11 protein-coding genes are annotated in these 14,497 nt (G+C 43.2%); 8 read left to right on the forward strand and 3 right to left on the reverse strand.

Going from position 1 to position 14,497, the window contains the following annotated elements:
- Positions 1-41 precede the first annotated feature (41 nt).
- The 8 genes from GW828_RS02605 (at position 42) to GW828_RS02640 (ending at position 6,850) form a co-directional block, all read left to right on the forward strand.
- Positions 42-1,004, forward strand: a complete 963-nt coding sequence (locus tag GW828_RS02605; RefSeq protein WP_124018100.1) for a hypothetical protein — start codon at positions 42-44, stop codon at positions 1,002-1,004.
- 13 nt (positions 1,005-1,017) lie between these two features.
- The gene (locus tag GW828_RS02610; RefSeq protein WP_124018082.1) at positions 1,018-1,917 is read left to right on the forward strand and encodes a DUF350 domain-containing protein; all 900 of its coding nucleotides are present in this window, start codon (positions 1,018-1,020) and stop codon (positions 1,915-1,917) included.
- 3 nt (positions 1,918-1,920) lie between these two features.
- The gene (locus GW828_RS02615) at positions 1,921-3,681 is read left to right on the forward strand and encodes a polyamine aminopropyltransferase (RefSeq protein ID WP_259395232.1); all 1,761 of its coding nucleotides are present in this window, start codon (positions 1,921-1,923) and stop codon (positions 3,679-3,681) included.
- A gap of 79 nt (positions 3,682-3,760) precedes the next feature.
- Complete coding sequence (locus GW828_RS02620; protein WP_124018084.1) at positions 3,761-4,174, forward strand: YjfI family protein; 414 nt, start codon at positions 3,761-3,763, stop codon at positions 4,172-4,174.
- Between the two features lie 10 nt (positions 4,175-4,184).
- Positions 4,185-4,874, forward strand: coding sequence for a PspA/IM30 family protein (locus GW828_RS02625; RefSeq protein ID WP_124018085.1), 690 nt, complete (start codon positions 4,185-4,187; stop codon positions 4,872-4,874).
- Positions 4,875-4,880: 6 nt separating this feature from the next.
- Complete coding sequence (locus GW828_RS02630) at positions 4,881-5,534, forward strand: hypothetical protein (RefSeq protein ID WP_182696683.1); 654 nt, start codon at positions 4,881-4,883, stop codon at positions 5,532-5,534.
- A gap of 23 nt (positions 5,535-5,557) precedes the next feature.
- The gene (locus GW828_RS02635; RefSeq protein ID WP_124018087.1) at positions 5,558-5,893 is read left to right on the forward strand and encodes a hypothetical protein; all 336 of its coding nucleotides are present in this window, start codon (positions 5,558-5,560) and stop codon (positions 5,891-5,893) included.
- 129 nt (positions 5,894-6,022) lie between these two features.
- The gene (locus GW828_RS02640) at positions 6,023-6,850 is read left to right on the forward strand and encodes an ion transporter (RefSeq protein WP_182696684.1); all 828 of its coding nucleotides are present in this window, start codon (positions 6,023-6,025) and stop codon (positions 6,848-6,850) included.
- Between the two features lie 120 nt (positions 6,851-6,970).
- Here GW828_RS02640 and mrcB read toward each other — a convergent pair whose 3' ends face one another.
- The 3 genes from mrcB to GW828_RS02655 form a co-directional block, all read right to left on the reverse strand.
- Positions 6,971-9,271: a penicillin-binding protein 1B gene (gene mrcB / locus GW828_RS02645; RefSeq protein WP_273057918.1), complete on the reverse strand. Its 2,301-nt coding sequence runs from the start codon at positions 9,269-9,271 to the stop codon at positions 6,971-6,973.
- Positions 9,272-9,338: 67 nt separating this feature from the next.
- Positions 9,339-11,882 carry an ATP-dependent helicase HrpB gene (hrpB, locus tag GW828_RS02650; RefSeq protein ID WP_273057950.1) on the reverse strand — a complete coding sequence of 848 codons (2,544 nt, stop codon included), beginning with the start codon at positions 11,880-11,882 and terminating at the stop codon, positions 9,339-9,341.
- A gap of 129 nt (positions 11,883-12,011) precedes the next feature.
- Complete coding sequence (locus tag GW828_RS02655) at positions 12,012-14,312, reverse strand: putative bifunctional diguanylate cyclase/phosphodiesterase (RefSeq protein ID WP_273057917.1); 2,301 nt, start codon at positions 14,310-14,312, stop codon at positions 12,012-12,014.
- Positions 14,313-14,497 lie beyond the last annotated feature (185 nt).

The raw sequence follows: 14,497 nt of genomic DNA on the forward strand, positions 1-14,497 counted from the left end.
TATTGAATTAGCACATGAAAAATCTACATTTTGGAGAAAACATGGTAGGTCACCTCCCCCGTGTACTCATATTGATAACGGTATTGTTTGCCACGTTAGCCCTTAGCGGTTGCGGTGACGACCGACCGGAACAAATTGCTAAGTACCAGCAACTGACCCAACAACGTCTTGATCTGTTGGCCAGTTCACTCGACAACAATCAGCTGCGTAATGCGACGTTACTTAAACAATACACCAGTATTCTCGCTCAGCGCCAATCAGACTTAACACCTTTACTCGAAGAGTTGGCAAAAGATGCCGGCACTGAAGGTCCAATGTTTCAGTCATTAACGCGTCGTTATAAAGACTTAAACGATAGCGCTAACTTTATTGATTTAGACCAGCAACTGGCTGAAGCCCAAAATGTTTATCAAGCTGCAGACAGCAGTTTGTATAATGATATGCTGTCTGATCCAGTCAATGTTGTCGCTGATATGTCTAATGGCCAACTGGCCAGAGTCAATGCAATCAGCCGTGAAGCCGAAGCGCTCGCGAATGGAACCGACGTTGGTGGTGCAGGCAGCCAGCTTGTGGGTAATCCTGCTTATGGTAGCTGGCAAAACAATTCAAGTGGCACATCGATTTGGGCTTGGTATGGCATGTATGCGATGTTTTCTAACTTTACTCGTCCAACAAGTTACGACCGTTGGTCGGGTAACCGTGGTTACAGCTATTATAATGATGTAGGACGTTACCGTTATACCTCACCAAAACAAGCCACATCGCAAGCAAAAACCTTTGAACAAACCAAGAAACGTTTTGACAGCCAAGGGAAGCGATTTGACAGCCCTTATGCAAAAACTCGAACAGGTTCTACAAGCTTGTCGCGTCAAAGTGCTAGCGCACCTAAAGCCAGTAGTACCACTCAGAGCGCGAGTAGAAAATTTCGTTCGAGCTATTCAAAAGACAGCAGTTTCCGTAACTCAAGCAGCCGCACTAGTCGCGGTGTTAGCCGTGGAAAATAGGTAAGGACTCACCATGACATTTTTTCAAGAATATGGCTTAACTCAACATTTGGCGATTATCTTAGCCATTGATTTAACCATCGCTATCGTTTTACTGACGCTAATGCGTTACTTGCAAGGCTGGAGTGTTAAAGTTAACAGCAGTGCCGAGCTAGCAGAACGTGACAATTTCGCCTTTGGTATTAGTACAGCAGGTGCAATCGCAGCATTAGGCATTGTGCTTACCGGCGCGATAACCGGCGAGGCAGCACCGTCTTATTTAACCGAAGCGATTGGCATGTCGGCGTACGGCTTATTTGGTTTAGTACTGATTAAATTGGGCCGTTTTTTACACGACAAAATCGCCTTAAATGAATTTGCGAAAAACGCTGAAATTCTCAAAGGTAATGTCTCTGTGGCTGTGGTTGATGCTGCGGCGGCTATTGCCACTGCCATTATTATCCGCGCAGTATTAATGTGGGCAGAAGATATTACCATCGATACCTTCATCGCTATTTTCAGCGCCTTCTTAATCTCCCAATTAATGTTAGTTATTCTCACCAGGCTGCGCGAAAAACGTTACGCTCAACGTAATCAAGGTGCGTCAATGCAACAAGCCTTAACCCAAGGCCAAACGGCATTAGCATTGCGTCATAGTGGCTACATGATTGCCATGGCGTTAAGCTTTAACGCCGCAAGCCATTTCATTGCATACAATCCAACGGCTCACGTCAGCAACATTATTGGTTGGTGCGTATTTTCACTGATTATGTTGGTGGTATTATCGCTATTGATAACCGTGGTAAAAAAACTGGTATTGGCCGGTATTAATCTTGCCGAGGAAGTCGAAAAACAACAAAACATCGGTATAGCAGCCGTTGAAATGGCGATTAGTATTGCTGTGGCTCTTATTCTTACGGCGTTAATGGCTTAATTTATGACAACACCTTTGCTCGATGAACTTCCCGCTAACACTACACCAGGGGGCTCACAGCAAAGTTCCCCTCCATCCCGTCAAGTATCGTGGTTTGATGATGCCTTATTACTCGGCATCATGGCCTCGTTGGCGGGATGTGGTCTTATTTATGAATATCTATTATCTCACTATGCGGGCCGAATTCTTGGCGCACTAGAAGCAGCTATTTACACCATGATAGGCTTGATGATTGTGTCTATGGGTGTGGGAGCCTTTGCTGCACGGAAAATTAAATGCGCTTTCACTGGCTTTGCTATGCTCGAATTAACTGTAGCACTGTGTGGCTCATTTGCGATTATCGTTACCGCGGCCGTAATTGGCTTTGGTCAACAACTGCCATTAACCATCGCCAATACTTTAGGGCTGCCGCCAGATCACCTACCTAATGGTGGCTTTATTGCAAGTTTGCAAACCCTTAGCGCATACCTACCCTATGTTTGGGGCGTACTGCTGGGATTAATGATTGGCATGGAAATACCGCTGATTGCCCGCGTTCGGCAATCTTTGTCTGAAGCACACTTACTGCATAATGCCGGCACCATATATGGTGCCGATTACATTGGTGCGGGCATAGGTGCCGCTATTTGGGTCGGCTTTATGTTGGCCATCGATATTCAACTGGCTGCAGCACTCACCGCCAGTGTTAACCTCATCGCAGGGCTAATCTTTATTTGGCGTTTCTGGTCAAAAATCAATCATGTCAAATTGCTGCTCATAGGCCATATTATTGCCAGTGTGGTGATTGGCTTATTGGCCGTTAAAGGCCCTAGCTGGGAACAGCATTTTAATAACCTGTTATATAAAGATCATGTGGTGTATGCCAAAGCAACGCGCTTCCAGCAACTCAATTTTACAGAGCGTCTGCGCGGAGGTGGTTTACCGCCAGTTTATAATTTATACATCAATGGCCGTTTGCAATTTTCGAGCAGCGACGAACACATCTATCACAGCTTTTTAGTTCACCCAACATTAGCAGCCAGCGCAAGGCACGATAATGTGTTAATTATTGGCGGTGGTGATGGCCTAGGGTTAAAACAAGTGCTCAAATGGCAACCTAAAGCCGTTACTTTAATGGATTTGGATAAAGACCTATTAGCCTTATTTAAATCGCCACCAGCAGATATGCCCAAACGCTTAAGCGATGCATTATTAGCATTAAATGGCGATGCGTTAAACGATCCTCGCTTAACCTTAATGGTCGATGATGCGTTTAACGGGGTTGATAAGCTGATCCAAAAAGGTCAAATATTTGATGCCATCATTGTCGATTTGCCTGACCCAAGCCACCCAGACTTAAATAAATTGTATTCAGATTTATTTTATCGCAAGCTCAATGAATTACTCAGTGCAGATGGCGTGATCACTGTGCAGTCAACGTCACCTTATCATGCGCCAAAAGCGTTTATATCGGTGGGAAAAACCCTTACTGCAGCAGGATTTAATGTAAAACAGTATCATCATAATGTGCCGAGCTTTGGGGAATGGGGTTGGAGTATCGGCAGTAAGATGGGCAAAAATCCACAGCAGCGATTAGCCGCCATCGATAATATTCCGGTGCCAGAAGAATGGCTTACTCCTGGGCTTATCCATGGTTCATTTGAATTCCCTAAGCATTTTTATGCCGATATAGACAAGATCAAAGTGAACGAAATTGGTTCACTGCAGCTGTATTACTACCATTTAGCAGCTTGGTCAGAAAATGAAGTAATTAATCTTTTTTAATTGGACCAGATAGCGCTTGACATATTATGTCTAGATGCTATCTTTACTCACAGACATAATATGTCAATTAAGGACGAATATGAACATCCATACTATTGCAAGTCATCTAAACGGACTGTGCGATCACAGCAAAACCGGTTTTCAATTTGATTGTTATCCGATTGACGGTGATGTTGAAGTGTTACAAGTCAATATTGTCGGCCGCGAAGAAATTCCGGTGTTTGTATCAGTAACTGATAACCAAATATTGTGCATCAGTTACTTGTGGGGCGAAAACGAAGTAAATCAAGCTCGTCGGTCTGAAATGTTTGAGACCATGTTAGAACTGAACATTCCAATGCCATTATCATCGTTTGCTAAAATTGATGATAAATATGTGGTTTACGGAGCTTTATCTGTGCTTTCAAGCATGGAAGAGATTGAACAAGAATTAGCAGTACTGTCAGACAACTGTCTGGAAGTCATCGACGAACTCGTCGAATTTTTAAACTAAGGAGCCAATTATGGGCATTCTAAACAAGATTCTTACAGCGTTTCGTGGTGGTGCAACAGAAGTTGGCCAAAATATCGTTGACGCAAACTCAACTCGTATTTTTGAACAAGAAATTCGAGATGCAGAAAAACATTTAACTCGCGCTAAACGTGAATTAACCGACGTGATGGCCAAAGAAATGCAAGCTAGCCGCGAAATTGATCGCTTAAAGCGCAGCGTTGCTGAGCACGAAGGTTATGTCACCCAAGCGCTAGAAAAAGGCAATGAAGCATTAGCGATTGAAATTGCAGAAAAGATTGCTCAATTAGACGAAGAGTTAGCCGAGCAACAAACTGCCAATGACAGCTTTAGTTCGCATGCAGTGCGTTTAAAAGATTTAGTGAAGAAGACTGAGCGTCAGTTAAATGATTATCAACGTCAATTAACCATGGTTAAAACAACTGAAAGTGTACAAAAAGCGACTGCGACTATCACTGACTCATTTGCTTCAAGCAACTCAAAACTGCTTAATGCTAAAGATTCACTTGAGCGCATCAAAGCACGTCAGCAGCAATTTGATGACCGCTTAAAAGCGTCTGAAACCTTAGCTGAAGAAAATAGCGATAAGTCATTACACGCAAAACTAGCAGAAGCGGGTATTGGTGAGCAAAAGTCGAATGCTAATGCAGTGTTAGATCGCATCAAAGCACGTAAAGGCTAAGCGATTATGGGATTTCTTAGCGGCCTATTCGGCAAAAAAGAAGCCCCGAAGCGTCAGCTTGACCACCCTAATAAACTGCTCAAGGGTGATATGATCACCTTTGATGACAGTTTTGCTTTGCCCACGCAATTACGTGGGCAACAGCTTAAGGTTGAGGCTATTCATACTTATGAATACCAGCGCTCGCAGCTTTGTGAATTCTTATTGCGTGGCCATAGCGGCACGGCAATTTACCTATCCTATATTCAAGAAGACGAATCTTACTTAAGTATTTCAATCAAAATAAATCGTGACCTGGTTGAACAATTGTTTGACCTTGATGCATTTGCAGAAATATTTGAAGAACCAGGTAAAGCAACACTCACTCTGCAAACTCTGAATGACGAATTAGCGACCGAGTTAGATAAATGGCTCAGTGATGAATATCATCAAGCCGAATTTGCTAGTTTTGGCTACTTCCATCGTCAAGATTATCGAGATTTAAAGCCGCCTCAAAATGACGATGATGCCCGCGGTGAAGGTTTTGAAGGCTACAGCTTAGTCAACTCTGCTGACTCTCATGCGGTAGATATTGAAGTTTACGAAAGTGGCGACACTGAAGTGATGTTGACATTATATCGACCACTGACAGATATTAGAGAATACTGGCCAGCAAGCTGATACAGGTAGGAGACGATTTTCTAATGAGTTCAGGCAAACCGTTACCAGAGAAATGGCTTAAAAACCAACAAGCGGCGAAAGCGACTCAAGTGGCTTTTGATCTGGATGAGAAGTTTCAATACTCGATCCGCAAAGCGGCCTTAGACAAAGGCGTGAGTCCATCAGACCAAATTAGGACGATACTAGGATTATCGGTATCTAAACGACCTAAACGTCCGCGTTTAACCGTGTCATTAGATGCTGCTGACTATGTTATTTTAGCGCAGAAATACGGTTTAGACAGTGAGTCACAACTGGAAATTAAAAAGCGTGTGTTAGATGACTTAGTCCACTTCGTTGATAATAAATCAGCAAAATAAACACGGTTTTATGCTAATTATGCCAACTAAAAAAACGCACTAGGCCCCTGCCTTGTGCGTTTTTTGTTATGATAAAGCTAATCAATTCACTAGGCCTAACGGCTAACGAATGTAAACGGATTTAACGGCATGCTCGAATCTAAAAGTTGGTCAATTAAAAACGTCGATGGTCCGAGTCCATTCGAACTCGCGATGATGGTGTTATCATTAATTTCAGTGGTTATTGTATTGACCATGACTTTCGGCAAGTTAGGCGCTGAAACGAACAAAGTCTTACTCTATATCGACACGACCATATGTGTCATTTTCATGACCAAATTTTTCTATGGTTTAGTCAAAGCACGCAACAAAGCCTTTTACATCCGCCATCATTGGATTGACTTTATTGCCAGTATTCCGGCTATTGAAGCACTGCGTTTTGCTCGTATATTCCAAATATTAAGAGTCATTCGGTTAATCCGCATGAGTCGCTCATTACTCATCCCATTATTGCGTCAACGTAAACAAACGACTCTGGCCAGCTTATTGGTCGCTATGGTGTTAATTTTAGCGGCTGCATCAGTACTTATTTTATTAGTGGAAAGCGCTGAGCCTAACGCCAACATCCAAACTGCAGAACAAGCCATTTGGTGGGCTTTAGTGACCATATCAACAGTCGGTTATGGGGATTTTTACCCTGTCACTACAATTGGTCATGTTATTGGTGGGCTAGTGATTATCAGCGGGGTGAGCTTTTTTGGGGTGATATCGGGTTACATGGCTTCTGTTTTCGTCGCTCCTGATGAGCAAGAACGTACCGAGGCACAAGAAGCCCAAACCGCACATAAAGAACACATTAACAATCAGCTAAATCTGGCGCTGGAACAAATGCAGCTAAACCAGCAGAAAATGGAACAAAACCAACAACACATGCTCGATGAAATCAAAAAGTTAAGGCAACAGCTAGATAAACATTAGCCATTATTAAACCAACGTTGAATCCAATAAAAAGCCCAAGGTTATTTAACCTTGGGCTTTTTATATTCAGATGTATTGCCCTGAAATAGGCTTATACTTTAAGACGAGTTAGCAGATCAATTATTGCCCCACCAGCTTCTGCCACCACGAGAGTGACTCGCCACAATTAGCGACTGGGTGAAAGCTTGATTCTAAAGCCGGTAAGCCAACAATATTGTCACAATTACCTTGTTTAGCCGCGCCAGTTGTTCGATCAAAATAACCGTTTATTACGCCATTAACAGGCATCATACGCAAACTAAGCGGCGGACGTTCATTTAGAAAAGCTTGATACACAGCCATTGCACCACTACTGCCGTATAAACCAGTTTTACTGTTATCGTCTTGACCAACCCAAATAGCTGCCACGTTACGTTCATCAAAACCTGCAAACCATGAGTCGCGACTGTCGTTACTGGTCCCCGTTTTACCCGCTAGACGTACGCCAGGGAATGCAGCACCTAAGCGCTTAGCGGTTCCAGAACGCACCACTTGATTCATTGCATATTGGACTAAATAATCGGTAGCAGGATCAATCGCCATCGACGATGGCACACGGCTAACATCTAATGCTTGGTTTTGACTGTCGAGCACAGCAGTAATCGATGATAACTTACGATAACGTCCTTCATCTGCAAGGGTTTGATAAACTTGAGCCACCATTAATGGTGAACCATTTACAGCACCAAGTAACATGGATGGGTAAGGAGAAATATCATCATCCCAACCTGAACTTTTTAACGTAGCAGCAACCTTGTCTACTCCAACAGCCAAACCAACATTTACCGTTGGAACGTTCATTGAATCTTTAAATGCACTTAATAACGGCACTTGACCACTGAACTTTTTATCGACATTTTTAGGTGACCAGGTTTTACCTTGCTCATTTTGAAGCGTAATAGGTTTATCTTCAATTGGGGTCGCTAGGGTAAACTTATCCGCTTGGCGTAATGCGCTGGCATACACGAATGGCTTAATTAACGATCCGATTGGGCGTCTAATTTCTACCGCACGATTGAAGCCTTCATAACTGGGTTGCTTATCGCCCACCATGGCAGCAATACCACCGGTGTATTTATCGGTAACCACCATACCGACTTGAATATTTTTAGCCCGTTTATCCAGTGATGCCATGGTAGATAACACGGCTTTTTCAGCTGCTTCTTGGGCCATAGGATCAAGCGTGGTATAGACTTTAACACCCGATTGCTTGAGTAATGAGTCGCCATAACGGTCGCGCAACTCTTGTTTTACCACGGCAAAAAATGCCGGTAATTTTTGATGTACCGATTTTGTCGCACTGCGAAGACCAATAGGCGACTCTACAGCAGCTTTATATTGAGCAACGGTTAATTTATCGTTTTCCATCAATAAACGTAATACTAGATCACGTCGCTCTTGGGCTCGCTCAGCATAACGCCAAGGATTGTAATAAGAAGGCCCCTTAATAACCGCAACTAAAAAGGCTTGTTGCGACACGGTCAGCTCAGCAATGGGGCGACCAAAGTAAAACTGTGATGCTAGCCCCATACCATGCACACCACGGGCTTTATCTTGGCCCATGTACACTTCATTGAGATAAGCCTCTAAAATTTCATCTTTGCTATATCGAAAATCAATGATCAACGCCATAAGGGCTTCACGTACTTTACGCACAATTGAACGTTCACTGCTTAAAAAGAAATTTTTGGCTAACTGTTGAGTTAAGGTTGAACCACCTTGAACGGTACGACCCGCGGTGATATTGACAACTGCAGCTCTTGCAATGGCCAATGGGTTTACCCCGAAGTGATCATAAAAGCTGCGGTCTTCAACCAAAATAAGCGCATCGATGATCATCGAAGGCATTTCAGGCGCGCGCACAAATAAGCGATCTTCGCCATCGCCGGCAATAATACGGTCAAGTAAGACTGGTTCTAAATGAAATACGGCTAATTCACGTTTATCAGACATGCGCTTAACCGAGCTCACGCCCTGAGAATCAAAGCTAATCATCACTTTTTGTGCGACTTGATTACCTTCTGGGTGCAAAAACGGCCGACGCCATAATTCAATGCGGGTGCTGGATGCTGAAAACTCGCCCACTTGACGTGGGTTAGCCACTTTACGATAACCCAATAGCTTTAATTCGGCCATTAGCTGAGGATGGTTTATCGCAGCTCCCGGGTATAGCGCCATTGAACGGCTAAAAACTTGCGCAGGTAAATGCCACTTTTGGCCTTCAAATTTTTGCGCAATAATTTGGTCTAAATAAATAGCATAAAAGCTTACAACGGCAATACCAACTATGGATAATTTCCATGTGAGTGACCACAGCTTTCGCCACCAAGAGGGTCCTGTCTTTTTTGTGGTTACCGAAGACTTTTTGGTTTTTTTAGTCATAAATAATGATTTCATTTTCCATATAACGCTGAATAATTACATGTTATTAATAAGCTAGATAACTTATTTACACGCCAGGAGTTTTCTTTTTAGTAAATTTTGTAGCCACAGTATTCACTGGGTCATCAGGCCATAAATGCCTAGGATAACGGCCACGCATTTCTTTTTTCACATCAATATAAGGGCCTTGCCAAAAACTGGCTAAATCAGCCGTTGCGGCTAATGGTCTTTGTGCTGGCGATAATAACTCCATAGTCACGGTCATTTTACCGTGCAATATTGTCGGGCTTTGCGCCATCCCTAATGCTTCTTGTAATCGTACACTGAGCAACGCACGCCCTTGTTGATCATGGTTATGATAAAAATGTCCATCGGCGTCAAGGGGCATCTGGTAACGAATTGGCGCACGAGTACCTGTTGCCATCGGCCAGTGTGTAGGCACCAATTGCTCTAACCTTTGCTGCTGCTGCCAATTGAGTAAGTTTTTCACTAATCCATAAGCGTCAACTTTAGCTAATGCGGCCAATGAACGAATATTGTCTAAATGTGGCCCAAGCCAATCTTCTAATGAAGCCAGCAAGAACTCATCACTTAAGCAAGGCCAATCATGCTCTGAATCAAAGTGTCGTGCTAATTCAACCCGATATTGTAACTGGATTAATAGCTCGTCACGATTAAGGATTGTTAACCCTTTAATGCGGATTTGTGCTAACAACGCGGCGGTAATGTGTGCTCGTTCAGGTGTAATACCGGTATCGACTTTAATAATAATCTCACCGATTTTAGTGTGTCTCTCTGCAAAGAAACGCCCTTTTGCTTCATCCCAACCAGCGTGTACATGAGTGGTCACTAACGAGGTAAGCTCAGCCGTAAATAAACGCTCATCCAACCTTGCAGCAAGGTAAACCTGACCAGCATTACGACCTTGAGTCTCTTGAAAGTCAGCAACCACTAACCAAGGTTCATGTGCCAAACTATCATCGGCACTGATCACTACGCCAGTACCATTACTTAATAAAAAGCCTTCATGACCACGGGCTTTGGCAATACGATCAGGGTAAGCAAGTGCTAACAAATAACTAATATCGCGAGTGGATGCATTTCGTATGGCTTCATTGATCTGACCCGATATCGCCAAGGATTGCTGCCATTGCCTTACTTGCTGCTTAATCTGTCCCTGCAAAGCCTCAGTCAAATAATGATGAATATCGGCGCCTTTTTTGGGTAAGCCGCGAGCTTCAATAATGCCCGCTAACACACATGCCAATAAACACAGTTGCGGCTGATTGTCATCCTGGGCAAGTTGCTTAGCTTTAAGCAGCATATGCGCTAAACGCGGATGGCAACCTAATGCATAAGCATCTCGACCTAATGGCGTTAACTTACGTTGTGAGTCAATCAATTCAAGTTGCTGAAGTAATCCCCAAGCAACCTGTTCATGAATGGCCGGCGGCGGCGTAAGCAATGACAATTCGGCAAATGATTTAGCGCCCCAATTGGCACAATCAAGAGCCATCGAAGTCAGTTCAGCTTGCGTAATTTCAGGTTCGTCGACCTTGCGCATACGTCCTTGTTCTTCTTGACTCCATAAACGTACGCAATAACCCGCCGCTAAGCGCCCTGCACGACCACTTCGCTGAATGGCAGAAGCTTGGCTAATGCGCTTAAGCCCTAAGCGTGTCACGCCGGTTTTAGGGTTAAAACTCGCTTCACGTCGATAACCACTGTCTATCACTAGCGTAATGCCTTCGATAGTTAAACTCGATTCCGCCACATTGGTCGCAAGGACTATCTTACGTTTACCAGGCTCTGCTGCTCGAATAGCTTGATCTTGTTCTGCAGACGATAAATCGCCATACATAGGGCAAATTAGCCATGATGCATCCAAACGCTCACGTAACAATCCAGCGAGCTTACGGATTTCACCTTTGCCGGGTAAAAATGCTAGCACACTGCCTTGTTGATAAGCGGCTAATTCAATCGACGTGATGGTGTCGAGAATGACTCGAGACATGTGCGTAAGCCACATTTGCTGACTTGGACAAGGTTGATAAGCAATCTCAACCGCAAAACTGCGGCCATCACTGTGGATGTGAGCTGCATCGGGCATTAAGGTGTCGAGCGGTAAACCAGATAGGGTTGCAGACATGGCAATAATGCGTAAATCGTCACGCAATGATTGCTGCACTTCTAATGCTAAAGCTAAGCCTAAATCGGTAGTGAGGTGACGTTCATGTATTTCATCGAAAATAATCACATCAATACCACTCAGTTCAGGGTCTTGTTGGATCATGCGGGTCAAAATACCTTCAGTCACAATTTCGAGTCGAGTATCAGCGCTGACTTTTGATTCGCCGCGTACACGATAACCCACTTGTTGGCCAGCCGCCTGGCCCAATTGTTTAGCGATAAATTGAGCTACATTACGGGCGGCAACTCGGCGCGGCTCTAACATGAGAATTTTGCCACTAATTTCAGGCCAGGCTAGCATGGCTAATGGCAAGGCTGTTGATTTACCCGCACCGGTAGGTGCTTCGAGAATAATCTGCGAATGATCGGCAAACTGCACCCGCAACGAGTTAAGTACCGCCTGTATGGGTAATGAAGTGATAATCGATGATTCTGGGCGCGGTAATGCTTGTTTTGAGGTCAACGCTATTAACTTTTACGGCAATTTTATGGGGCTCATTTTACCCACAATCATATCAAGGTGTCATTAATTGCAGATGGCATACATCAATTAATCATTTAAGGCCGTAAGATTATCTCCTAACGTAGCGGATGTTAACCAAGGTGTTCGCAAACCGTGTGGTAATTCGGCCAAGCGCGTCGGTTTATTAATGGCATAACCTTGAGCATAATCAACACCGATATTTTTCAGATATAAGCCAATCTCAATATTCTCAACGAACTCGGCGATAACCTCAAACCCCATGTCTCTACCAAGTTGACAAATTGCTGTCACAATCGCTTTATCGCTGCGGTTTTCACATAAATTGACCACAAATTGGCCATCAATTTTAACGTAGTCCACATCGAGGCATTTTAAATAAGCAAAACTTGAAAAACCAGAACCAAAATCATCTAAAGCAATTTTACAGCCAAACGGACGTAACAAATCAATTAACCCTGTGGCTTGGTCTAACTGGCTTACGGCTGCGGTTTCGGTGATCTCAAAACATAACTTACTCACCAACTCTGGTTCAACCATTAAGCGCATTTCAAGCCAATTCATGAACTTTTGATCGGCCAGTGACATTGCCGACAAATTAACCGAAACCATAGACAATTGACGCCATATGGTTAAATTATTGCCACCCCATTTCAATAAGTTATCGATAACCCATCTATCAACACGAGGCGCTAAGTTATAACGCTCAGCAGCAGGTAAAAACACGCCAGGTGATACATATCGGCCATCGCTTTGTACCATGCGCAATAATATTTCGATGTGTATCCCCGTTTCGGGCTTATTTAGCGGCTCAATAAGTTGATAAAATAACTCAAACTGATTTAACGCAAGTGCTCCAGTAATATCTACAGATGCAAGCATTTGGTTATACATGAGGTTCATTTGTGGGTCATCAGGATTGTAAAAATGCCAGCGGTTACGGCCTTCCTCTTTGGCTAATCGACAAGCAGCATCCGCTTTACTCATGACACCATAGATATCCGGAGCAACATAATCAACTTTGGCTATGCCAAGACTGGCACTAATATTATGCTTAACCCCCTTCCAAATAAATTCATGCTCAAATAATTGCTGACAAATTCGTTGCGCCACTTGTTGTGCTGATGACACATCAGAATTGTTCATCAATAAGCCAAATTCATCGCCCCCTAGCCGCGCAACAACATCGCCTTTGCGTAATAATTGTTTTAACCGTGTGGCCACTTGCTGCAATAACAAATCACCCGCTTGATGACCACTTAGATCATTAACTACCTGAAATTGATCGAGATCGAGAAAGGCAATACAAGCAGGTGTATGATCTTCATCGTCTAATAACTCTTCGAGCATATTTTCAAACTGCAGCCGATTCGGTAAGCCGGTTAATACGTCATGATTGGAGTGAAATGATAATTCATCAGCAAGTCGATAACGCTCGGTGACATCTTCAATCATTAACAATAACTGCTGCTGCTTATTAAGAGCATGGCAAAAGCTAAACTTGTACCAATGAATTTGCCCACCATTTCGCAGCGGTACTTCACACCAGGCTTGACGTAAAATACCTTCGCGGACAATGTGCAACGTATCGAGTAGCAGTGGGTGATCTTCTTCACGCAATAAGTTAAATAAACTTTGGCCTTCACTAATAAGCAGACTGTCTTTACTCGCATCATTTTGCAATACAATATTATTCTGTAAATCAATGAGCGCACAGGCTATCGGCAACAACTGAAACAGCTCTTGATATTGTTTATCTTTACTATCGAGCAAAACGGCTAAACGACGTAACTCAAGTGACGATGCCAATTGATAAGCGGTATCTTCGAGTAGCTTGTGTATAAACGAAATGGGATCGTTATGCTGACTCACAACAGGATTAGCATCTGAAGCACACAGAGTGCCTAACACGACTCTGACATTGCCTACCTGTAAAACGGGACTGAGTGCAATATGCTGGCAATTAATATTGAGACCGTTAAAAAGGCTAATGAGTGGAGTTAATATTGGATCTTGTTGGTCGGTTAACCCTTGCGTAGCATTATGAGCATAAGTGATAAGCTGATGATTAGATAATAAGGATTCGCAAAGCGACAGATGATCTTTAAACTGTTGATTGAACAGTGCTTCAGAAGCGGGGGAAGTACCAAAATAACTAGCACATTGCTGCTCTGACGTGTCGATAATTTCAACATCGACCGAAAATACTTTATCGTACTGATTTGTCAGTACAAATGCCGCGCTGCATTCTAGTCTTTTACAGACTAACTCTAGTGCTTGATTAAGCAGCGATAACACCGAAGTATTACTACTCTCAATAGGTCCATTTGTAAAAACACTTTTCAATAGTTGCTGGGTGCTATCTGCCATTCATCAACTCAGTCAAGGTTAGCAATTCAATTTGCTTAGGAATAAAAAAACATGCGCTATATTATCGTTAACATTCACCTAAGTGTAGTTTAGTCACTCACAAATAACGATATTTGTTTACATCATTCAATATTAATAATCTATTCGGCTTAGGGTTTCAACTCATTACTCATTAAGGATAAGCG

Source organism: Shewanella vesiculosa (assembly GCF_009994065.1).
Taxonomy (GTDB): Bacteria; Pseudomonadota; Gammaproteobacteria; order Enterobacterales; family Shewanellaceae; genus Shewanella; species Shewanella vesiculosa.